The organism is Bacillus silvicola, from assembly GCF_050524305.1.
In the GTDB taxonomy this organism is placed as follows: Bacteria; Bacillota; Bacilli; order Bacillales; family Bacillaceae_G; genus Bacillus_A; species Bacillus_A cereus_AT.
The window spans coordinates 180,764-202,284 of sequence record NZ_JBNGVC010000001.1 but is presented as its reverse complement, the minus strand read 5'-3'; the positions used below and the strand labels follow the sequence as shown (position 1 = coordinate 202,284).

Sequence of the window (21,521 nt, the reverse complement as noted above, 5' to 3'; positions counted from 1 at the left end):
TTAGATTGTAGTTCATACACTAAGAATAGTATGAAAAAAGAAGGTGACTACGTTGAAATTACATAAAGCTCTTCATCCAAGTTTTATAAAACGAATGTATTATATGAGATTTATTGGAACGTTTGCAAAATCGGAGGGAGAGAAGAATGGAGAAAATTTCTTTGTACAATGCCTTTCTCCATTACCCTTCACTTTACAAGAGTTATTTCCGGATGGAAAATATTTATTTGAAGGATTATGCAGTAATAAAAAAAATGAAAAAATCTTTACTGATTTAAAGAAGCGTAAATTAGAAAAGCAATTGGTTATGTTTCGTCTTTATTATGATCGAGGAAATTTATTTTTGGAATTAATATGTACAGAAGAGCCTAGAGAAATAGCATCTTCATATAAATTGATTCCTTCACCAAAGGTCTCGAATTATAAAAAGAGAGCGTCTTTGGAACGTAAGTTAAGCAACGGTTATTTATCATTTCTTATGCCTAAATTACCAAAAGACTTTGAGCCTCCAGAATTATTATGGTATGAAGGAAGACTATATGGGAATTTATCGTTAAAATCATCAATAAGTTCAATTTCATATTTTGAGCAAAGAAAAGAATGCAAATATATTGAAATAAACGATTGGATGAAACATGTAGAAATAGCAGTAGATGAACATTTATATTTTGTGAGTGAGAATGTGTATGAGCAATTAAATAAACGAATTGTTGAAGAAGGTAAGTTAGTTGAAGCAGAGGATATTAAAATGCAAAAGGAGGACTGGGAATGGGATGAGCGTGAATCCTCTTTTTTGCAGTATGTACAAAGTATGGTTCGTAAAAAAGGTCTATATTTGGATGATACAGATATATATAATTTTCACATTAGTGTTAAAACCAATATGTTAACGATTGTTGGTGGTATACCAGGTGTTGGGAAATCACGCTTTGTGCAAGCATATGCAGAAGCACTTGGCTTACGTTATGGTGAAGAATTAATTTGGATTCCAATTTCACCATCGTATCAAGAACCACATGATATTCTCGGCTACCTTCATCCGAATGGTAATTTTATTGAAAGTGAAACGAAGTTAGTTCGGACATTATTGAAGGCTAAAGAAAACCCAAATCAATTGTATATAATTGTGTTTGATGAAATGAACATGTCACATATTGAGCATTGGTTTACTCCATTTCTATCCGTTCTTCAACTTGAAAAGCAAAACCGTATTTTGAATTTGTATGAGAAAGTACAAGAAATAGAAAATCAAATTCCGCCTTCAGTGGAAATTGGTGAGAATGTTATTTTCGTAGGTACTGTAAATTTTGATGAAACGACGAAAGAGCTTTCCGATCGATTATTAGATCGAACAAATTTGATTACGTTACAAAAAATTCCGTTTTGCGAGATGAGTATAGAACAAGAGAAAGTAGTTCAGCAACCCCCACTGAAAGTAACAACAGGAGAATTTCGAATTAATTGGTTTAGGAATAAAGAGATGATTGAAGTGTTTACTGAAGAGGAATTAGAGTTATTGGATAAGTTACATGATGTATTATCATCACACGATATATCAAAAGGAATTTCTTTCCGATGTGCAAACGCAATCGCTACGTATTTGCAGAATATACCGTTCCAAAATAATCAGTCCTATATGATTAGCAGGGAAGAAGGCTTTGACTTGCAAATAAAGCAACGCGTATTAACGAAATTAAGGGGGACAGAAATGACAGTGGGCTCTCTACTTTCTGAAGAAGCAAAAAGGGGAGCGATATTGATACCACTTTTACAGTCTCCGCTTGCAAATCGTGTATCTACATTTGAACATTCTTTAGCTTATATAAGACAAAAGCGTAGAGAACTGGAGTTGTATGGATATGCAAAATGAGGAGCGTTATGAAACAGCAATCGTTGATACGAAAGAAACGCTCCCGTTTGTATTGAAGCTAATCATTGGTACGGAGGGGAAAGGCGATTTTATCCTTTTAAATAGGCTCTGTACGTCTACTACAGCATTAGTTCAATGTATTTATAAGGTACAGGAATTAAAACCACTGAAATTGCATTTCCATTATCAAAATCCAATGGATATTACATTCATATGGAATAAAGTATATGAGGGACAAAAGAATATAAAAGAGTCACAATATGAATTAAATGAAAAAAAACAAAGAGTATTAGTGTATGAACATGGAAAAACTGAATTTTTTTATCCGTGGCGCTGTGGCTTATATCATTTTGAAGTGCGTATAGAAGATAAAACTTATTATGGGGCGTTTCAAGTTGTTCCTAAAAACTTTTTTGATGACCAATTTGAAATGATTCAAGATTATGTGAAGTCAATTTTAAACGAGTTAATTTTAGATAGAGGTTATTACAAGAAAACTTTCTCAGCACTGAGCGATATTGAAGATTCTTCTTATTTGGTATTGTTAAGAAAATTGCCACAAAAAATGAAAAGAATAAAACAAATTTTTAAGAAAGTAGAATCGAATGCGGAATTTGTACACGAATTTAATTGGGAAACGAAAGAGCGGAAGACAACGAGAAAAACTGCCATTATGACAGAAAGAAAGCTTTATGCGAAATATTACAACCGTAAATTTAAGGAGCAAAAAAATAGTATTGAAAATGCATTCCTTAAATTTAAAACAATGCAATGCTATTATTATTTACTTGAAGCAGAAAGTTTTGTACGTAAAACGATTGAAATACTAGACGGAGAAAAGAAGAAAAAATCAGATGAATTCCAAGCTGTTAAAACAATTATGAAAACGATTGAACGAAATGGATCAGTGACGGACAGAGAAAAACAAAAATATAGAAATATACATTTACTAAAAGAAGCAGATTTACGTAAAAGTTCTGTGAAAATCCAAGAATATAAAATATTAGCTCATATCGTACATGAAAGCGTGCAATACTTTCGAAATTTATTGTATTCTCCATTTTGGAGGGAAGTTTCTGAAACAGCTAACATTAATTCGCACACTTTATCTATACCACATCAACAATTACTCCATCATTTAGAATTGTTACCGCAACAAACGGAGCAATCCCCATCTTTATTATTCGTATATAAACCAACGTTTTTAGTGTATGAGTATTACGCTTTTTTTATCGTTATTTCTATATTAGAACAAATCGGATTTGAAGATAAGAATCCTATCCGTGAACAAATACAAGAACATTTTTATTTAGACGGATTACAAGATGGAACGACTGTTATCTTGCATAGAGATAATATAAAAGTGCACGTCGCATTTAATGATCTAATTGAAACACACCCCCTTATTGCACTTAGCAAAGGAAGTAATTTTTATAATGGAGAGGACACAAAGAAGCCAGATATACGTCTAGATTGTTATGTAAAGGAAGAAGAGAAGTACGTATATAAATCATCTATAATTATTGAAGTGAAATATAGCCCTATGTATAATATTTTTCAACCTATTGGTAATACGAAAGCGACGGAGCAAATGTATAAATACTGGTCTATTAAGTATGTAGAAGAACAAAGTGGAAAACGAGTTTTTCATCGTAGGGCAATTTATGAAGTGATTTGTGTATATCCAGGGAGTCATATGCATAGTAAAAAAATAGAATCTGGTTGTGGTGTGTTTTTGCAATTATATCCGTATAAGACGAAACAAGGAGAAGAGAAGTTGGCGGGAAAGCACGGGATGATTCAAATTTTTGAAAAATGGTTAAAAAGCAATAAAATGTAAAAGAAATCCTTTTTTTATAAAGGATTTCTTTAGGTTAAGAAGAATTATATGCCATAAGGAAAGAAGCATAACATGGGTCGAATTTGAAATGATAATCATCTTTCATTAGAGAAATTAACTTTTTTTGTATGTACGATTGTATAAGAAAGTAAGAAATGGTACATGTGGGGGAACAGAGTGTGAAATAGGAATTTAATTCAATTTACAGAATATAATAAGACGTAAATATTTTTAGTTGCATACGAAGGTTTGTTCTTATATGATAGTAGGTGAAAGCGTTATCAAAAACAGAGCGGCGATGGGAAAGGCGGGTAAATATGTTCCAGCGTGTTCAAACAAAGGAAGAACATTTTTGGTTCGAGCAACTGTGGGGAGATTTTTGTGAAGAAAGAAACTTAATGTTTGTAGAACGTAATTTAAATCCATCACGATTTTTATTAATAGAAGATGAACATCATATCGGTACAGTAGAATGTATTAAGTATACAGTACCTGAACAATCAAATTCGGAGTTTTTCTATCCGTTTTCTAAAAATGATTTAGTGAAAGATTTGAAAAATGTATATGAAATAGGAAAGTTAAGCATTGCGAAAACGTCTCGGGGGAGAGGACATTTCAAAAGGTTGGCAGCTATTTTATTTATGCATGCGTTAGAGACCAAAGCTGAATGGTATATTGCAGCAGTTACAAAAAGAATGTATATGTATTTACTTACACTCGGTTTTCCAATTGAGCCGATAGATAGTCCATTCCAGTTTCATGATACTTTACAAGGTGTACCAGTACGGATTCATGCTCGAAAAGGGGCTGCACATTTGTATTCTTTGAAAGAATTCCGTGATATTATTCAAGGGAATGCTCATGCGCAGGCACTTATTGCAGAATACAGTAAAAATATTATGTTAACAAAATAAAAATATATGAATATGTATAATATGAAGAAGGGTGTCATGTTACAGCCTTCTTTCTTCATACAAAAAGTAGACCCTTATTCTTGTAATAAGGGTCTACAAGGTTATAGTCCAAATATACTAAAAATCATTTTGCGGCGCTTAGGTTTCTTTTCTCTTTCATATGTTGGTTTTGAATCAGGAGTAATATATATTGGTTCTTCTTTTTTTAAGGCAGCTTCTAGTTTTTGAATTCGCTCTAACATTTCCTCCATTTCACGGCGATGTTGTAAAAGTTGGTATGTAACGACATCATTTGCTTTATCTAGCATTTGTTCTTCCATTCGATCTAGTCTTCTCGTAATTGAATTTAATTGAGCTGCTAATTGCTCAAAATCATTTGATGATGTTGTTTGAGTAGGTTGAACGTTGTGAGGTTGGTCTGCTTGAGAACGATGGTAGTCTAACATTTGATCTAAATCACCTTGTGTGAAAATAAAATGACCATATTTATTTTTTTCTATCGTAAGATTTAATTGTTGTGCAATCCGGACAACAGCCTTTGGGCTAACACCTAATTTCTTCGCGATAAATGGTGTTTTATATTCCAAAATAATCCCTCCTATATATATCCTATTGAATGATTTCTAGTTATGTAGTAAGTTCCCTTCAGGTGTGACAAAAGAAGTGTGGAATCGGCAAAGAAAGTGTTTTTTCACGAAATTGAGCTGTTTAGCATATACGATTTAAAGAAAATATTTTTTATTTATCTAAAAATTGGGATTATTATAGTTTGACGATGATAATCTAATTAGATTATCATAATTATAAATATCTTTTTTATGTATGCATATAATATATAAAAAGGTGGTTGCTAATGTAGAATTTTATTAGAGTATAAGAATGCTTACTTCACTTGAATAAATTTAAGTAGGAGGTGGCTTCCTTGCTTACACTGTAAGTAAGGAAAAGTATTTGGACATATATAGTATAAGTATAGTGATTGTTTTAATTGCCTTAACGGCATTTTTCGTTGCAGCAGAATTTGCAATTGTTAAAGTGAGGAGTTCACGAATTGACTATTTAATTGCAGAAGGAAATAATCGTGCAATATCTGTCAAAACAATCATTACAAACTTAGACGAATATTTATCAGCTTGTCAGTTAGGAATAACTGTTACAGCTCTTGGGATTGGGTGGTCTGGTAAACCTGCGCTAAAGCACATGTTTGATGTGCTGTTTGCAAATTGGAATGTCCCCACTCAACTCGCAGATATTTTGGCTATAATTTTAGTGTTTTTGTTTATCACATTTTTTCATGTGGTAGTAGGAGAGTTAGCTCCAAAAACATTCGCGATTCAAAAAGCAGAACAAGTGAGTTTCTTTGTTGCTAAGCCACTCATTTTGTTTTATCGTATTGCATTCCCATTCATTTGGCTTTTAAATGGATCAGCTCGGCTAATTACGAAATTTTTTGGGTTGAAACCACCAAAAAAGCATGACGAAGTGCATTCAGAAGAAGAATTGCGGTTGTTGGTTTCAGAAAGTTATAAAAACGGTGAGATTAATCAATCTGAATATAAGTATGTAAATAAAATATTTGAATTTGACGATCGTATCGCAAAAGAAATAATGGTACCACGAACAGAAATGAATATATTAAATAAAGAAATGCCTGCCGAAGAGGCTTTACAAAAAATGTCTCATGAAAAATATACGAGGTATCCGGTGGTTGATGGCGATAAGGACCATGTAATAGGCTTTGTGAATTTTAAAGATATATTTACAGATTTTGTGAAGCATCGAGTTGTTAGTGAAAAGACAGTGGAGCAATATATTAGGCCAATTATTCTAGTAATTGAATCTATCCCAATTCATGATCTATTTTTAAAAATGCAAAGGGAAAGGACGCATATTGCTATATTAATTGATGAATATGGTGGTACATCAGGTCTTGTAACCGTTGAAGATATTTTAGAAGAAATTGTAGGGGATATTCAAGATGAGTTCGATACTGATGAACAACCGGAAATCCAACAAGTTAGTGAGACGAAAACAATTTTAGAAGGAAAAGTACTTGTTAGTGAAGTGAATGCATTATTAGGTTTGACTATTGATGACGATGATGTCGATACGATTGGCGGCTGGATACTAACGAAAAATATTGAGATCGCCGAAGGAGATACCGTTGAAATTGAGAACTATAAGTTTTGTGTGAAGGAATTAGATGGGCACTATATTAAGAGGTTGGAAGTAACGAAACCTTCAGAATCGATTGTTATTGTGGGGGATGAAAAAAAAATTTCGCTCCAAGAACAAATTAGTTCGTAAACTCTGCTTTGTAGCAGAGTTTTTTTTGAGCAAAATGTTTTTTGGGGTGTTAGGGCTATGATACAATTACATAAGTCAGACCTTTCACTAGGTGAAATAAATGTAACGTATTATTGTATGCGTATATTCGGAAGGAGAACCACTATGAAAAAGCATTTATATATAAATGGGGTATGGAAATCAGTAGGGACGTATAAACCATTGTATGCACCATATTCTGAAGAAAAATTAGCGGAGATTGCGCAAGGTACAGAGGATGACGTAAAGGAAGCAATAGTTTCGGCTAAAAATGCAATGAAAGAAATGAAAAAATTATCTGCATACGATCGCGCAACTATTTTAGAAAAGGTTGCACAAAAAATGGATGAGAGAAGAGAAGAGTTTGCAGTGATTATCGCAAAAGAAGCTGCAAAACCAATTTGTGCTGCACGGGGAGAAGTAGATCGCACTGTTCAAACATATAAGTTTGCAGCTGAAGAAGCGAAGCGAATATATGGTGAGACGTTACCATTAGATGCGGCACCAGGAGCAGAGGGCCGTATAGCGTATACAATTCGACAACCAATCGGAGTTATTGGTGCTATTACACCGTTTAATTTTCCACTTAATTTAGTAGCACATAAAGTAGGTCCGGCAATTGCGGCTGGAAATACTATAGTGCTAAAGCCAGCCGACCAAACGCCACTTTCGTCATATGCATTGGTGGAATTATTTGAAGAAGCTGGTTTACCAAAGGGAGCTTTCAATATAATTTCTGGACCTGGACCTGTTGTAGGTGAGGCATTAGTAAAAGATGAGAACGTTGCTTGTATTACTTTTACAGGAAGTCCAAAAGTAGGTATTGGAATTAAGCAAAAAGCTGGATTGAAACGAGTGACGTTAGAATTAGGATCAAATGCTGCTGTTATCATTGATGAAGACGTTGAATTGACAGACGAAATAATTGAACGTGTAAAATGGGGCGCGTTTGTGAATAATGGACAAGTTTGTATTTCTGTACAACGTGTTTTTGTACATGAATGCAAAATAGATGAGTTTATTACAAAATTAACAAAAGCAATGGAAAACGTTGTAGTAGGAGACCCGCTTCATGAAGAAACAGATGTATCAGCACTTATTTCAAAAAAAGATGTAGAACGTGTAAGTTCATGGGTAGAAGAGGCAGTTAAGGCAGGAGCAAATGTTGTATACGGTGGTAACAAACGTGATGCAAGGATTTTTGAACCAACTGTATTAACAAATGTTCCAGAGTATGTATCTGTTCAGTGCCAAGAAGTTTTCGGTCCACTTATGACTGTAAATCCATTTATAGAATTTAATGAGGCTTTAGAACAAGTAAATAATTCACGTTATGGATTACAAGCAGGTGTATTTACAAACAATTTATGTAAAGCAATGCGTACAATTGATGAATTAGAAGTCGGTGGTGTCATGATTAATGATATTCCAACGTTCAGGGTTGATCATATGCCTTATGGTGGTGTGAAAGAGAGTGGCACAGGTCGTGAAGGAATTAAATATGCAATAGAAGAAATGACAGAAATGAAATTAGTGTGTATTAAAAAATAAAGTAGATCGAGCTTAAACATCGCAATAAAAAACGAGCAGGAAATGTTTACGATTCCATACTCGTTTTTTATTGTTTGTTTTACGTTTCTCGGAACGATTTCATTTAATCAAGTGTACCTTTTACTTCATTTCTTGTTTGAAAATAGCATCTTCTACATAAATTTGTTCTTTGTCAACAGCAGTGCTATGAGATAGTACTAAACCGATTGGTGTTTCTGTACCTTTATTTTGAACAATTGTAAAAGGAACATTTTTTTCATTTGCTAATTTAATGTATTTTGATAAATGTGGGTAAGCAATGCTACCATTTAGGAATAGTTGTAATGATTGAGAAGAACGTATGCTACCCGTTACTTCTGTATACACATTACTTTGCATTACTTGACCGATTGTTAAAGCGACTTCTACACGCTCACGTAATGTAGTTAAGTACATATTACGTTCTTCTGGTTTGTTTTGCTTTTGGCCATATATGCCTTCTTGGAGATAATCTTCCACATTTTTATTTACCATATTTTTCACACCTTTCAATTCTTATTGTACGCAAGAATTAAAAAGGATGCAAAAAAAAGTAGTTTTGAACAGAAAAATAATTAAAAAATGAGAAAGAAAAAGAGATATATGAATAAAACTTATTTAATAAGAAAGGAAAAATAAATTTTATCAACAGAAATTAACAAAATGTGACAATAATCTATTAACGAAATGTATTTTTTGTGTTAATATTCAAAATATAAAGGGTATTCGTCGTATGGAAATGGAGGGAATGGAGGTTTTTCCAATCGATAAGGATATTAAAGAAGTATTTTGTTCGCACTTGAAAAACAACAAGCACCAATTCGTAGAGAACTGGAAAAACAAAATGATAATTTCCGAAAAAGATCCATTTAAACAAGAAGTAGTTCAAAATGGAGAAGATTTATTAGAGTTAATTATCGAACTTGTTATGGAAGATAAAGATATTAATTATCTTCAACCATTATGTGAGAAAATTGCCATTGAGCGTGCAGGGGCAGATGTGAATATTGGAGATTTTGTCTATAATGCAAATGTGGGAAGAAATGAACTTTTTGAAGCAATGTGCGAATTGGATGTAAGCGCTCGTGAACTGAAACCGATTATGGCCAAAATACATATTTGTTTTGACAAATTAATTTATTATACCGTTTTAAAATACTCAGAAATTATATCGAAAAATTTAGAAGAAAAACAGCAATATATAAACGAAACACATAAAGAAAGGCTTACGATTCTAGGGCAAATGTCGGCTAGTTTTGTCCATGAATTTCGTAATCCGCTAACTTCAATTATGGGATTTGTAAAGTTATTGAAGACAGACCATCCTAATCTATCGTATTTAGATATTATTTCACATGAATTAGATCAATTGAATTTTAGGATTTCACAATTTTTACTTGTGTCGAAAAAAGAAATGTGGAATGAATCTGAACGTTTTTGGCTAAATGATTTGTTTCAAGATATTATACAATTTTTGTATCCAAGTTTAGTAAATGCAAATGTTTTGATTGAAAAAAAATTGCCATATCCTATTCCACTTATTGGCTACCGGAGTGAAGTGAGACAAGTATTTTTAAATATTTTAATGAATTCAATTGATGCTCTTGAATCGGTGAAAGAAGAGCGGAAAATTATCATTGATGTATTTGAAGAGGATACCACTATTCGCATTGTTATAAAAAATAATGGGCCTATGATTCCAGCGGAAAGTGTAGAAACCATTTTTGAGCCATTTGTAACTACTAAAAAGCTAGGAACTGGAATTGGACTATTTGTATGTAAACAAATTGTAGAAAAGCATAAAGGATCCATATTATGTCGTTCGAATAACGACTGGACAGAATTTCAAATTGAGTTTCAAAAGTAAACAGTCTACACCATAGGAATGGTGTAGACTGTTTTAATTTGTAAGTATAACGGCCTCTAACTTTGGATCCTCAGTTGAATAACCTATTATTGAAATTGTGTAAATTGAATTTGGTTCAACGTTGAACTTAGGAATGGTTAATAGTACTTTTTTTGAATCAGCAAGTGAAACTTCAATATCTGCTGTACCAGGGCTAACTTGTAAAAAATCTGTTACTTGTTTAAAGAGTACATTTTCAAATAAATGATCCCCATCTTTCAAATTAACATTTACAACCGGAGTGTCTGGTGAAAAATGTGCAAACCGTATTTTTGCTTGACCAGATGGTAAATGAGTATTATCAAGAATAGGTTGTAATTGGAGATGATTATCGCTATTGACTGCTGCAAGGGTATAAGTGTGATTCCCCATTATGGGTACTAATGCTGAGAATATTGGAGTTTCGTTTCCAACAGGGACAATATCAATACGGTATTTACCTTGTACTAATGATAAGTAAGGACTGAATTGTTTAAAGGAAATATTTTTAATCACTTTTTGTCCATTTACAATAATATCAACTGCTGGTGTATGGGGAGCTGTGTGGAAAATTCTCATATGTGACGGCAAAGTTGCTTCTTGTGAATCTCTCTTTTCATATGCTTGTACAAGTTTTGTAATTGCATCATGATATTTCATATAGAGTTCCACATACTTTTTAGGATTGCTATATTGGTAGTAACGAGCAAGTTGTTCGTAACGTGCAGCTTCTTGTCCGTATTTTTCAATTTCGGGTTGAGTCATAAAACATTCCTCCTTCATCATTACAACTATATGCGAAGCTGGAAAGAAGATATGCGAAAAAAACTGTTTTTCTAAAAGGAAAAGTTAAAATAGGGATTTTTTTATTTATAGGCAAACACACATACAAATCGGTAATTGTCCTACATAATTTATAAAGGAAAGGTAGTTTGACTTTGAAGGAAGGAGCACAATGGGGATGTGGATATCCCGGGTATGTAGTGTGAATTTAGTTATGGAGGATTTCGTGCTTTAGGCTGTGGTACAAATGTTGGATTTGCACTATAAGTATTTCTATTCCCAATAAGTGAACTGGCTGGAAAAGGTAATATCGGATAAAAGAGCGTCGTGCCGAACTGATTACTGTGGTTAATCGGTTCTTTTTTTATTGTTTTAAATAGATGGTACTACTTGTTTAGTAATAGTTACGATAATTGTGATTTGTTATCTATATAGTGAAGTGAAATGTCGAATTTTGTTTGAAAATATGCAATATAAAGTAGGATAATAGGAAGGAGATTAACGGGAGTTCCGTCGAAGTTTACACAATGTCGGCAATTGAAGGAAGCTGATATTATGTTAAAAAAGCATTTAATTTGTTGTTATCTTAAATCAAGGAGGGGTGTTTAAGCGGACAGATAAGGATTGGTCTTTAATTCATGTTCTGAATTTTCTGTTTTTAAACTAATATTTTGCACTCATTTGTATATTTTATAATAGTTTTTTGATAAATTCACTGCTTTCGCAGAGGGTTCTTTTTTATGAAAGAAACGTCAATTTTCTTCATATATATATACAAATTGGAGAAATGGGGGAGCGCTATGCGCGATTACTTAATTAAACCACTTGTTGGTCAGCCGTATCCAATGATTTCACATGGAGAAGGTGTTTATTTGTATGATCAAAACGGAAACAAATATTTTGATGGTTCGTCAGGAGCAATTACGGCAGGTATTGGGCATGGCGTAAAGGAGATTGCAGACGTTATTAAAAAGCAAGCAGAGGAGATTGCTTTCGTATATAGGTCACAGTTTACGAGTGAACCAGCTGAAAAATTAGCGAAGAAGTTAAGTGATTTAAGTGTAGGAGATTTGAACTGGAGCTTTTTTGTAAATAGTGGTACGGAAGCAAATGAAACAGCTATGAAAATTGCAATTCAGCATTTTCAGGAGCGCGGTATTCAAGGGAAACATAAAATTTTGTCACGATGGATGAGCTATCATGGTATTACTATGGGAGCCTTATCAATGTCTGGGCATCCGCTGCGCAGACAACGTTTCGTATCTATTTTGGAAGATTATCCAACTATTCCAGCTCCTTACTGTTTTAGATGCCCTGTACAGAAGGTATATCCAACTTGCCAGCTTGCTTGTGCGACTGAACTAGAAAGAGCGATTGACCGAATTGGTGCAGAACATATTGCAGCTTTTATCGCTGAACCGATTATTGGGGCTGCTGGAGGCGCGATTGTCCCGCCGAAAGAATATTATAAAGTAATTAAAGATATTTGTAGTCATTACGATATATTATTTATTGCGGATGAAGTAATGACTGGACTTGGTCGTACTGGTGCATGGTTTGCGATGGAGCACTGGGGTGTAGAACCGGATATTATGACGCTTGGTAAGGGGCTCGGAGCGGGATATACACCAATGGCAGCGACAGTTGTAAGTGACCGTGTTATGGAGCCGATTTTACGTGGATCACGTTCTGTAATGAGCGGGCATACGCTTAGTGCAAATCCATTGTCTGCAGCAACGGCATTAGCTGTTATTGAATATATGGAGAAACATAATCTACCTGAAAAAACAGCAGAAAAGGGAGAGTATTTATTAAAAGGTTTACAGAAAGTTCAGCAACAATCGACAATTATTGCCGATGTACGTGGAAAAGGATTGCTAATTGGAATAGAATTGCAACCGTTTACAAAAGCGTCGGAACTTATTTCGGTTGCGGCTAAAAATGGATTACTCTTATACCAAGCTGTTTCAGGGCAAGCAGGAAAAGAGGATAGTGCACTGCTTGTTGCACCACCAATGACAACTACATATTCCGAGTTAGATGAATTACTTTCAATTTTTGTAAAGAGCGTGGAAGAGATGATGCAAAAAGGAGGGCATAGTATCGCATGACAACTATTACAAATACATTCGGTAAATTAAAAGAAGTAGAGGAAGTAATTTCTTTGTTCCATGATGATATGACATTAATGTTTGGGGGATTTGGAGGGATTGGATCCCCTCCATCTTTAATTCAAGCTGTTTTAGATAAAGGCATTACGAATTTAAATTTAATAGGAAATGATACTGGATTTCCTGATGTAGGAATCGGTCGTCTTGTTACGAATGAAAGGGTTAAATCTTTAGTTACTTCTCATATTGGATCAAACCCAAATGCGGGAAGACAATTAAATGAAGGCAGATTGCAGATTGAGTTTTCTCCGCAAGGAACATTAGCAGAGCGTATTCGCGCTGGTGGTGTAGGCCTTGGTGGTATTTTAGTTGATGTTGGTGTCGATACGATTGTAGAAGAAGGAAAACGAACAGTTGAAATGAATGGAAAGACATATTTAGTTGAAACAGCTTTAACGGCTGAAGTCGCAATTGTATATGCGAAAAAAGCGGATCCGTTTGGAAATCTGGTATTTGATAAAAGCGCTCGTAATATGAATCCGCACGTAGCTATGGCTGGGGACATAACGATTGTAGAAGCAGAAGAAATTGTTCCACTTGGAAGTTTAGATCCAGAAGAAATTGTCGTCCCGGGTGTATTTGTAAATTATATCGTGCCATCGGAAGGAGTGAATTGGAAATGGGTATGGGCGTAGAAGTGAGAGATAAGATTGCAAGACGTGCAGCGAGAGAAATTCAAAATGGCATGATTGTAAATTTAGGTATTGGAATCCCATCGCTTGTACCGAATCATTTGCCAGAAGATATGAATGTTATGTTTCACGCAGAAAACGGTATTGTCGGTATGGGACCAACGCCAAGTAAAGGGAATGAAGATGAGAATTTATGTAATGCAGCTGGTTTACCAACATCGCTCATTACAGGAGCAAGTTATTTCGATAGCTGTATGGCGTTTGGCATGATTCGAAAAGGATTACTTGATGTTACGATACTTGGTTCGTTACAAGTAAGTGAAAATGGTGATTTAGCAAACTGGATTGTACCAGGAAAACGCGTTCCAGGTATTGGAGGAGCGATGGATTTAGCGCAAAAAGCGAAGCGAGTCGTTGTTGTGATGAATCATGTGGATAAATACGGAAATGCAAAGATTGTTTCGGAATGTACATTGCCATTAACTTCGAAAAAATGTGTAGATTTAATTATTACAGACATGGCTGTAATGGAAGTGACTCCAAGTGGACTTGTCTTACAAGAATTAATGAGTCCGTACAATGTAGAAGATGTAAAACGACATACGACGGCTGATTTTCAAATAAGCTCAAATTTACTAGTAATTGAATGAGGGGAGCTGTAATATATGGAGCAATTAAAAAAACAAGTTTGTGATTATATTGAGAGTCATGAAGAAGAGAGCGTAAAATTTTTAACACGATTAATTCAAGAAAAGAGCGTATCTGGTGATGAAAGTGGTGCGCAGGCAATTGTTATTGAAAAGTTGCGTGAGTTAGGTCTAGACCTCGACATTTGGGAGCCTGCTTTTAATGAAATAAAAGATCACCCTTATTTCGTATCACCTCGTACAAGCTTTACAGATAGCCCGAACATTGTAGCGACTTTAAAAGGAAGTGGCGAAGGGAAATCTATGATTTTAAATGGCCATATTGATGTCGTGCCAGAAGGCGATGTAAATCAGTGGGACCATCATCCGTATAGTGGAGAGAAAATAGGAAACCGCATATATGGACGTGGAACAACAGATATGAAAGGCGGCAATGTCTCACTTATGCTTGCGATGGAAGCGATTATTGAATGTGGTATTGAACTAAAAGGTGATATACATTTTCAAAGTGTAATAGAAGAAGAGAGCGGTGGGGCAGGAACATTAGCAGCTATTTTACGAGGGTATAAGGCAGATGGCGTTATTATTCCTGAGCCGACGAATATGAAATTTTTTCCGAAACAACAAGGGTCAATGTGGTTTCGTCTACATATAAAAGGCAAAGCAGCACACGGTGGTACACGTTATGAAGGAGTAAGTGCTATAGAAAAAAGTATGTTTGTTGTAGATCATTTGAGAAAATTAGAAGAGAAGAGAAATAGTCGAATTACAGATCCATTATTTAAGGGGATTCCGATTCCGATTCCAATTAACATTGGGAAAATTGAAGGGGGAAGCTGGCCAAGTTCTGTTCCCGATTCATTAATTTTAGAAGGAAGATGTGGTATTGCGCCGAATGAGACTATAGAGGCAGCAAAAGAAGAGTTTGAAGGCTGGATTGGTGAATTAAAAGAAGTGGATAGTTGGTTTGTAAAAAATCCTGTAGAAGTAGAATGGTTTGGAGCGAGATGGGTTCCTGGTGAACTAGAAGAAAATCATCCGCTTATTACAACGCTTGGGCATAACTTTGTTGAAATTGAAGGGAACGAACCGATTATAGAAGCATCGCCATGGGGAACAGATGGAGGTTTGTTCACACAAATCGCTAACGTACCAACGATAGTATTTGGTCCAGGAGAGACGAAAGTAGCACATTATCCAAACGAATATATAGAAGTTGATAAAATGATTGCTGCCGCGAAAATAATTGCATGTACATTACTAGATTGGTGTGAGGTGAAGAAATGAAATACTATGAATCTTTTAGTGAACAGACAAAGTATTACACAGTAGAAGGGGTATTAGACTATTTTAATAAACGTGTTAGAGTTGATCACTATACAGGAAATGTTGAACGCATTATACAAACAATCGATGAATTAGCAGAGAAACATTCTTTCACTAAATGTATTATTAAAGGAAAGGGAGAGCATGTTTCAACATGGCTCTCTTTCGGTTTCTTATTGGAAGCAACGATACCTCATTATTTTCAAGGTCACGCTGCGTACTTCTTCGTGAAATATCATTCCAATGAAAGACGAAATAGTATTCATTGGAATGAGGAAGATAGCATTTTAAGTGGTGTAAAAGCAAAAGAAGTGAAAGAAAAAATAGTCCCAGAGGAGTTTGTGTTAAGAAAAGCGACAGAAGAAGACGCGGAAGAATTAGCAATTGTCTTTGGGAAAGTATTTGAAGTTTATCCGACACCTTTAAATGAAGCGAGTTATGTAAAGCAGACGATGAAGGAAGACGATACAATTTACTATGTTTATGAATTTAAAGGGAAAATTATTAGTACAGCATCTGCTGAGATGAATGTGAAAGAAGGTAATGCAGAATTAACGAATTGTGCTACATTACCTGAATATCGAAAACATGGTTTTATGAAAAGTTTGCTAATTAAGTTAGAGGAAGAACTTCAAGAAAGATCTATTTTTTGTTCGTATACAATTGCTCGTTCGCTATCTTTCGGTATGAATGCAGCCTTTCATCAATTAGGCTATACATATACGGGAAGGCTCGCGAATAATTGCTACATTTTTGATAAGTTGGAAGATATGAATATATGGGTGAAAGATTTATCAAGCTATTCGAACGCAGTAAGATTCCCGCCTCAAAATTCGGCTGTAAAGCAAAGCAGTTAGGTGGGAGTCAGGATAATAATCAGTGGGGATGAATAAAGCCCCACTGATTAAAGTTTCACTTAACCATAAATAAGCGATAAAAATATATACAAATTTCATCAAAATAATGGAACGGGATCGTCATGCTTATAATCGCACAGAGGGATGCCGAAAATTCAGCATGTATTTGCCAGATTTTCGGCAAAAGGGGGGATGACATTGCTAGCAGTTTCGACACAAGAAGTCATTGAAGCGATTTTGGGCAGTATTGATGAGGCTATACACGCAGTAGATGAAAATGGAATTACAATTTTTTACAATACCGTTGCAGCAAAACATGATGGATCCAAAATTGAAAAAGTGTTAGGAAAGCATTTGTTAGAAGCGTTCCCTTCTTTATCTAGGGACACGAGTACATTGATGAAGGTGTTAGATACAAAAAAACCAATTGTACATCAAGCGCAGCATTATCAAAATTTAAATGGAGAAGATGTTTGTACGGTAAATACGACGTTACCTATTTTTATAGATGGAAATATTGCTGGTGCTGTTGAAATTGCAAAGGACTATTCTACAATTCAAAAACTTACTGATACAATAGTCGATTTACAGTCAAAAATAAAGCGATCATCTGGCAAAAAAGCGATAAAAAAGCATGTTGCGTTTGAGACGATAGTAACTAATGATGCTCGGTTTAAACAGACGAAAGAATTAGCGCAAAAAGTAGCGCCAACTGATGCAAATGTTTTAATATATGGTGAAACTGGAACAGGGAAAGAGCTATTTGTGCAAGCCATTCATGAAGCGTCTAAACGGAAAAATAAGCCATTTATTGCACAAAACTGCGCAGCTTTGCCAGAGTCGCTATTAGAAAGTTTATTGTTTGGAACGACAAAAGGAAGCTATACAGGGGCAATTGAACGAGCTGGATTGTTTGAACTTGTAGATGGAGGAACATTGTTTTTAGATGAACTGAATTCAATGCCACTCGATTTACAAGCGAAAATGCTACGTGTATTAGAGGATGGAGTTATTCGTCGCATTGGTGATAATAAGACGAGAAAAGTAGATGTTCGCGTTATTACTGCGATGAATCAGCCTCCAGAAGTATGTTTAAGAGAAAATAAAATCCGCACTGATTTATACTATCGATTAAATGTGTTTTCATTATATATCCCGCCACTTCGCGAAAGAACTGAGGATGTACTGTTATTAGCGTCTTATTTTTTGAAAGAATATAATAAAAGTTATAAAAAAGGTGTACTTCAAATGGATAAGGAAGCAAAAGAAAGATTACAAGCTTATCAATGGCCAGGAAATGTTCGTGAGTTAAAACATACGATTGAACATGCAGTCATTATTGCGGAAGGGAGTTCATTAACCGCAAAGTGTTTACCACGTATATTTAGGAAAGAGAAACTTCCAAAGAAGAAAAGTATATTACCGCTTAGGGAAGCTCTTCATCAAACGGAAAAAGAATTAATAGATCAAGCGTTAATTGAAACGGAAGGGAATATTTTGCAAGCAGCAAAAATGTTAGGTATTCCGCGTCAAACGCTTCAATATAAACTGAGCAAGTACGACAAAACCGCCGAATAATCGGCGGTTTTTGTGTGTTTGCACCAATAAAAGAGCGTTTACATATATAAAAAGTAATGAATATGATAGTAAATATTGTTTTAGTACTGCACTTGAAAATATTTTTTCTCATATATAATAGGGTATTTCTCACATTTACTTATCAAGAATATGAAGTTGGCATAATTATTGCTTATATAAAGGATGAGCGTATAAAAAGGGGGAATAGCAATGTTACATGATGTATACAAACCAAATCGTCACTGGAAAGATATCGAATTATGGAAAGATATTACAGAGGAACAATGGAATGATTGGGTTTGGCAATTAACGAATACGATCAAAACTTTAGATGATTTAAAGAAAGTAATTAACTTGACACCTGAAGAAGAAGAAGGCGTTAAAATTTCAACGAAAACAATCCCGTTAAACATTACACCGTACTATGCTTGGCTAATGAATCCTGATGACCCACGCTGTCCGATTCGGATGCAATCAGTACCGATTTCGGAAGAGTTATATAAAACAAAATATGATTTAGAAGATCCTCTTCATGAAGATGAAGATTCACCAGTTCCAGGGTTAACGCATCGTTATCCAGACCGTGTACTATTTTTAGTAACGAATCAATGTTCTATGTATTGCCGTTACTGTACACGTCGTCGTTTTAGTGGACAAATTGGGATGGGCGTACCGAAAAAGCAATTAGATGATGCGATTGCTTATATTAGTGAAACACCACAAGTACGTGACGTTTTAATTTCTGGCGGTGATGGACTTCTAATTAATGATAAAATTTTAGAATATGTATTAAAGAATTTACGAGCAATCCCGCATGTCGAGATTATTCGTATCGGAACGAGAGCACCGGTTGTATTCCCGCAACGTATTACAGAAAACCTATGTAACATTATTAAAAAATACCATCCAGTATGGCTAAATACGCATTTTAACACTTCTATTGAGATTACAGAAGAATCGAAACTAGCATGTGAAATGCTTGCAAATGCAGGTGTTCCAATTGGAAACCAAGCTGTAATCTTAGCTGGAATTAATGACAGCGTTCCAATCATGAAAAAACTTATGCACGATTTAGTAAAAATTCGTGTTCGTCCATATTACATTTATCAATGTGATTTATCAGAAGGTATCGGTCATTTCCGTGCACCAGTTTCTAAAGGTCTTGAAATTATTGAAGGCTTACGTGGACATACATCTGGTTATGCAGTACCGACATTCGTTGTTGATGCACCGGGCGGAGGCGGAAAAATTGCGCTTCAGCCAAACTATTTAATTTCACAAAGTGCGGATAAAGTGGTACTTCGTAACTTTGAAGGGGTTATTACAACGTATCCAGAACCAGAAAATTATATCCCAGGAAGAGCAGAAGGCTACTTTAAAGAAATTTATCCGACTTATGAAGAGAAACGTTCTGATATCGGCGTTGCAGGATTGATGAGTGATAAGAAATTTAATCTTGTTCCAGATGATTTACAACGTATGAATCGCCGTAAAGATTATGAAGTCAATGAAACGCATGCTTCTTTAAAAGATAAACGTGATAAGCGTGATCAATTAAAAGATAAAAAATATCAAGCACAAATGGCAAAGTTAGAAGATGACAAAAAAAATGAGGGTGACGCAGTATGAATTGTATGTGGTGTGACAGTACAGAAGCGAAAGAAAGCTTGAATACTGTATATTGGGAATTACCAGATGGTACGAAAGCCATTGAAATCCAAGAAACACCATGTATAACTTGTTCCTCATGTGGAATGGATTATCAATCAGACCATACTGTAAAAGAAATTGAAGACCAGTTGTTTTTAATCTATACGAAAGATTTGCCAAAACAACTAACGTACGAAGAGTTGATGGGAAGACCTCGTCTATTAAAAAGGAATTATTTCGACTTTTAACCAGCTTTTATGCTGGTTTTTTTCTATTTCGCCTTGTATAATGTACCCAAGTTAGAAAGGTAGGGAATATTTTTGAAAAAGACATTTTACCATTATATGATGAAGCACCGTGCAGCTTTATTTAAAAATGAAATATCAGATTTAGCAGAGGCGATGTATGATGATTTAAGTTTTCCGAAGCAATCTGAAGACTATGATGAAATTAGTTCATATTTAGAGTTAAGTGGAATGCTAGAGAGTATGTCTATATTTGATGAAGCATGGGATTTATATATACAAGAGAGATAACGATATTGGAGTGCTACGTAAATGAAAACATAAGGAATACATTACTTTAAAAAAGTGAAGTATTTCTTATGTTTTTTTATTAAATTTCGCCTTGCTGTTAGAACATAAATGTTAAGTAAAAGCTAGTATATATACTAGCTTTTTTGAGTTATACACACATTCTACTTTTTTATTGAAAAAATTTATGAATATAAGCTTCTGTGATAAGCGTTTTTATGTAGGTTGCATATACTGTTATCAAAATCACGACGTTAAAAAAAGGAGAGATATAGATGGCAAGGAAAAAACAACCTAAATACAACGTAGGGGACATTGTCGTGATTACGCTATATGGAACCGTTGGGAAAGTTACAAATATGAAGGTTTTAGATGGAGTTTACGTATACGAAGTAAATAATCACGATGGATTTTATGTAGAGCAAACTCTGCAGCATGTGACGGAGCAAGAAATGAAAAAGGGCGACACAGAGTGGATTGAATTAAATTATAACTTTACGTTTGGTGATCTCGTGCAAGTAACTGGGTATGATAAAGACGTTTTTCGTATTGTTGGTTTTCGTACAGAAGTATGGAGATATAAAAATGATGCATGGGAAGATACTATATATGAATTGTCACGAATTACGGATGGTGAATGGTTAGAAGCTGATGAATCGGATTTAACATTACTTGCTAATGCACAAACGGCAAATGCAATTTTGAAGAAAATGAAACAAGATAAAGCTGGTATGAATAAATTGGATTTAGGAAAGTTGAAGTCAATTAACAATTCGAAAAAAGTAAGTGTAAAGACGAATCGCCAAGAAATTATTGATGGATTATTAGATATTTATAATGATTATCATTTGTTATTCGATACATTTAAAGATGAAGAATACAAAATTGTTATGGATGTTGTTCATAATTATTTAGTTAAATTGACAGAGAAAAAATAGTTA

Annotated in this window: 19 protein-coding genes; 16 read left to right on the top strand and 3 right to left on the bottom strand. The window is 34.6% G+C overall.

Annotated features, from left to right (window positions below; all coding sequences use genetic code 11):
- The first annotated feature begins 52 nt into the window (after nucleotides 1–52).
- The 3 genes from ACP6L7_RS01035 to ACP6L7_RS01025 all read left to right on the top strand — a co-directional run bounded on the left by ACP6L7_RS01035 (nucleotide 53) and on the right by ACP6L7_RS01025 (nucleotide 4,624).
- The gene (locus ACP6L7_RS01035; protein WP_141533558.1) at nucleotides 53–1,870 is read left to right on the top strand and encodes a DUF8727 domain-containing protein; all 1,818 of its coding nucleotides are present in this window, start codon (nucleotides 53–55) and stop codon (nucleotides 1,868–1,870) included.
- Nucleotides 1,860–3,710 carry a hypothetical protein gene (locus ACP6L7_RS01030; protein WP_097831974.1) on the top strand — a complete coding sequence of 617 codons (1,851 nt, stop codon included), beginning with the start codon at nucleotides 1,860–1,862 and terminating at the stop codon, nucleotides 3,708–3,710. The genes ACP6L7_RS01035 and ACP6L7_RS01030 overlap by 11 nt, the downstream gene beginning before the upstream one ends.
- A gap of 317 nt (nucleotides 3,711–4,027) precedes the next feature.
- Nucleotides 4,028–4,624, top strand: coding sequence for a hypothetical protein (locus ACP6L7_RS01025; protein ID WP_097831975.1), 597 nt, complete (start codon nucleotides 4,028–4,030; stop codon nucleotides 4,622–4,624).
- A gap of 101 nt (nucleotides 4,625–4,725) precedes the next feature.
- Here ACP6L7_RS01025 and ACP6L7_RS01020 read toward each other — a convergent pair whose 3' ends face one another.
- On the bottom strand, nucleotides 4,726–5,211 hold the full coding sequence (locus ACP6L7_RS01020; protein WP_097831976.1) for a chromosome segregation protein: 486 nt from the start codon (nucleotides 5,209–5,211) through the stop codon (nucleotides 4,726–4,728).
- A gap of 364 nt (nucleotides 5,212–5,575) precedes the next feature.
- Between ACP6L7_RS01020 and ACP6L7_RS01015 the strand changes: the two genes are divergently transcribed.
- Both ACP6L7_RS01015 and ACP6L7_RS01010 read left to right on the top strand, forming a co-directional pair.
- A complete protein-coding gene (locus ACP6L7_RS01015) occupies nucleotides 5,576–6,931 on the top strand; it encodes a hemolysin family protein (protein ID WP_097831977.1) in 1,356 nt (451 codons plus the stop codon).
- A 144-nt stretch (nucleotides 6,932–7,075) separates the two neighbouring features.
- Complete coding sequence (locus tag ACP6L7_RS01010) at nucleotides 7,076–8,500, top strand: aldehyde dehydrogenase family protein (protein WP_097831978.1); 1,425 nt, start codon at nucleotides 7,076–7,078, stop codon at nucleotides 8,498–8,500.
- 120 nt (nucleotides 8,501–8,620) lie between these two features.
- Here ACP6L7_RS01010 and ACP6L7_RS01005 read toward each other — a convergent pair whose 3' ends face one another.
- Nucleotides 8,621–9,013 carry a YueI family protein gene (locus ACP6L7_RS01005; protein WP_097831979.1) on the bottom strand — a complete coding sequence of 131 codons (393 nt, stop codon included), beginning with the start codon at nucleotides 9,011–9,013 and terminating at the stop codon, nucleotides 8,621–8,623.
- Between the two features lie 238 nt (nucleotides 9,014–9,251).
- On the opposite strand from ACP6L7_RS01005, the gene ACP6L7_RS01000 reads away from it, so the two are divergent.
- Entirely contained in the window at nucleotides 9,252–10,385 is a 1,134-nt protein-coding gene (locus ACP6L7_RS01000; protein WP_097831980.1) for a BA2291 family sporulation histidine kinase, read from the top strand.
- Nucleotides 10,386–10,418: 33 nt separating this feature from the next.
- Here ACP6L7_RS01000 and ACP6L7_RS00995 read toward each other — a convergent pair whose 3' ends face one another.
- Complete coding sequence (locus ACP6L7_RS00995) at nucleotides 10,419–11,168, bottom strand: DUF4397 domain-containing protein (RefSeq protein ID WP_097831981.1); 750 nt, start codon at nucleotides 11,166–11,168, stop codon at nucleotides 10,419–10,421.
- 818 nt (nucleotides 11,169–11,986) lie between these two features.
- On the opposite strand from ACP6L7_RS00995, the gene ACP6L7_RS00990 reads away from it, so the two are divergent.
- From ACP6L7_RS00990 to ACP6L7_RS00945, 10 genes are all read left to right on the top strand, one after another.
- Nucleotides 11,987–13,297, top strand: a complete 1,311-nt coding sequence (locus ACP6L7_RS00990; RefSeq protein WP_097831982.1) for an aspartate aminotransferase family protein — start codon at nucleotides 11,987–11,989, stop codon at nucleotides 13,295–13,297.
- Nucleotides 13,294–13,992 (top strand): acetate CoA-transferase subunit alpha, encoded by a 699-nt coding sequence (gene atoD, locus ACP6L7_RS00985; RefSeq protein WP_000208113.1) that lies wholly within the window; start codon nucleotides 13,294–13,296, stop codon nucleotides 13,990–13,992. The genes ACP6L7_RS00990 and atoD overlap by 4 nt, the downstream gene beginning before the upstream one ends.
- A complete protein-coding gene (locus ACP6L7_RS00980) occupies nucleotides 13,977–14,639 on the top strand; it encodes a CoA transferase subunit B (RefSeq protein ID WP_097831983.1) in 663 nt (220 codons plus the stop codon). Before atoD ends, ACP6L7_RS00980 begins: the two co-directional genes overlap by 16 nt.
- 15 nt (nucleotides 14,640–14,654) lie before the next feature.
- A complete protein-coding gene (locus tag ACP6L7_RS00975; RefSeq protein ID WP_097831984.1) occupies nucleotides 14,655–15,923 on the top strand; it encodes a peptidase in 1,269 nt (422 codons plus the stop codon).
- On the top strand, nucleotides 15,920–16,819 hold the full coding sequence (gene ablB, locus ACP6L7_RS00970) for a putative beta-lysine N-acetyltransferase (RefSeq protein WP_097831985.1): 900 nt from the start codon (nucleotides 15,920–15,922) through the stop codon (nucleotides 16,817–16,819). The genes ACP6L7_RS00975 and ablB overlap by 4 nt, the downstream gene beginning before the upstream one ends.
- A gap of 192 nt (nucleotides 16,820–17,011) precedes the next feature.
- Nucleotides 17,012–18,397, top strand: a complete 1,386-nt coding sequence (gene rocR / locus ACP6L7_RS00965) for an arginine utilization transcriptional regulator RocR (RefSeq protein WP_097831986.1) — start codon at nucleotides 17,012–17,014, stop codon at nucleotides 18,395–18,397.
- Between the two features lie 210 nt (nucleotides 18,398–18,607).
- Nucleotides 18,608–20,026, top strand: coding sequence for a lysine 2,3-aminomutase (gene kamA / locus ACP6L7_RS00960; protein WP_097831987.1), 1,419 nt, complete (start codon nucleotides 18,608–18,610; stop codon nucleotides 20,024–20,026).
- Nucleotides 20,023–20,295, top strand: coding sequence for a YokU family protein (locus tag ACP6L7_RS00955; RefSeq protein ID WP_002119088.1), 273 nt, complete (start codon nucleotides 20,023–20,025; stop codon nucleotides 20,293–20,295). The genes kamA and ACP6L7_RS00955 overlap by 4 nt, the downstream gene beginning before the upstream one ends.
- Before the next feature lie 72 nt (nucleotides 20,296–20,367).
- On the top strand, nucleotides 20,368–20,583 hold the full coding sequence (locus ACP6L7_RS00950; protein WP_071745820.1) for a YozE family protein: 216 nt from the start codon (nucleotides 20,368–20,370) through the stop codon (nucleotides 20,581–20,583).
- 272 nt (nucleotides 20,584–20,855) lie between these two features.
- Nucleotides 20,856–21,518, top strand: coding sequence for a hypothetical protein (locus ACP6L7_RS00945; protein ID WP_000101504.1), 663 nt, complete (start codon nucleotides 20,856–20,858; stop codon nucleotides 21,516–21,518).
- Nucleotides 21,519–21,521: the final 3 nt, after the last annotated feature.

Excerpts from the sequence above, each read along its gene's own strand:
- ablB (WP_097831985.1), top strand. The coding sequence starts at position 15,920 with ATGAAATACTATGAATCTTTTAGTGAACAGACAAAGTATTACACAGTA.
- ACP6L7_RS01025 (WP_097831975.1), top strand. The coding sequence starts at position 4,028 with ATGTTCCAGCGTGTTCAAACAAAGGAAGAACATTTTTGGTTCGAGCAA.
- ACP6L7_RS01005 (WP_097831979.1), bottom strand. The coding sequence starts at position 9,013 with ATGGTAAATAAAAATGTGGAAGATTATCTCCAAGAAGGCATATATGGC.
- ACP6L7_RS01010 (WP_097831978.1), top strand. The coding sequence starts at position 7,076 with ATGAAAAAGCATTTATATATAAATGGGGTATGGAAATCAGTAGGGACG.
- ACP6L7_RS00955 (WP_002119088.1), top strand. The coding sequence starts at position 20,023 with ATGAATTGTATGTGGTGTGACAGTACAGAAGCGAAAGAAAGCTTGAAT.
- ACP6L7_RS00980 (WP_097831983.1), top strand. The coding sequence starts at position 13,977 with ATGGGTATGGGCGTAGAAGTGAGAGATAAGATTGCAAGACGTGCAGCG.
- rocR (WP_097831986.1), top strand. The coding sequence starts at position 17,012 with ATGACATTGCTAGCAGTTTCGACACAAGAAGTCATTGAAGCGATTTTG.
- kamA (WP_097831987.1), top strand. The coding sequence starts at position 18,608 with ATGTTACATGATGTATACAAACCAAATCGTCACTGGAAAGATATCGAA.
- ACP6L7_RS00945 (WP_000101504.1), top strand. The coding sequence starts at position 20,856 with ATGGCAAGGAAAAAACAACCTAAATACAACGTAGGGGACATTGTCGTG.
- ACP6L7_RS00975 (WP_097831984.1), top strand. The coding sequence starts at position 14,655 with ATGGAGCAATTAAAAAAACAAGTTTGTGATTATATTGAGAGTCATGAA.
- atoD (WP_000208113.1), top strand. The coding sequence starts at position 13,294 with ATGACAACTATTACAAATACATTCGGTAAATTAAAAGAAGTAGAGGAA.
- ACP6L7_RS01030 (WP_097831974.1), top strand. The coding sequence starts at position 1,860 with ATGCAAAATGAGGAGCGTTATGAAACAGCAATCGTTGATACGAAAGAA.
- ACP6L7_RS00995 (WP_097831981.1), bottom strand. The coding sequence starts at position 11,168 with ATGACTCAACCCGAAATTGAAAAATACGGACAAGAAGCTGCACGTTAC.
- ACP6L7_RS01000 (WP_097831980.1), top strand. The coding sequence starts at position 9,252 with ATGGAAATGGAGGGAATGGAGGTTTTTCCAATCGATAAGGATATTAAA.
- ACP6L7_RS00990 (WP_097831982.1), top strand. The coding sequence starts at position 11,987 with ATGCGCGATTACTTAATTAAACCACTTGTTGGTCAGCCGTATCCAATG.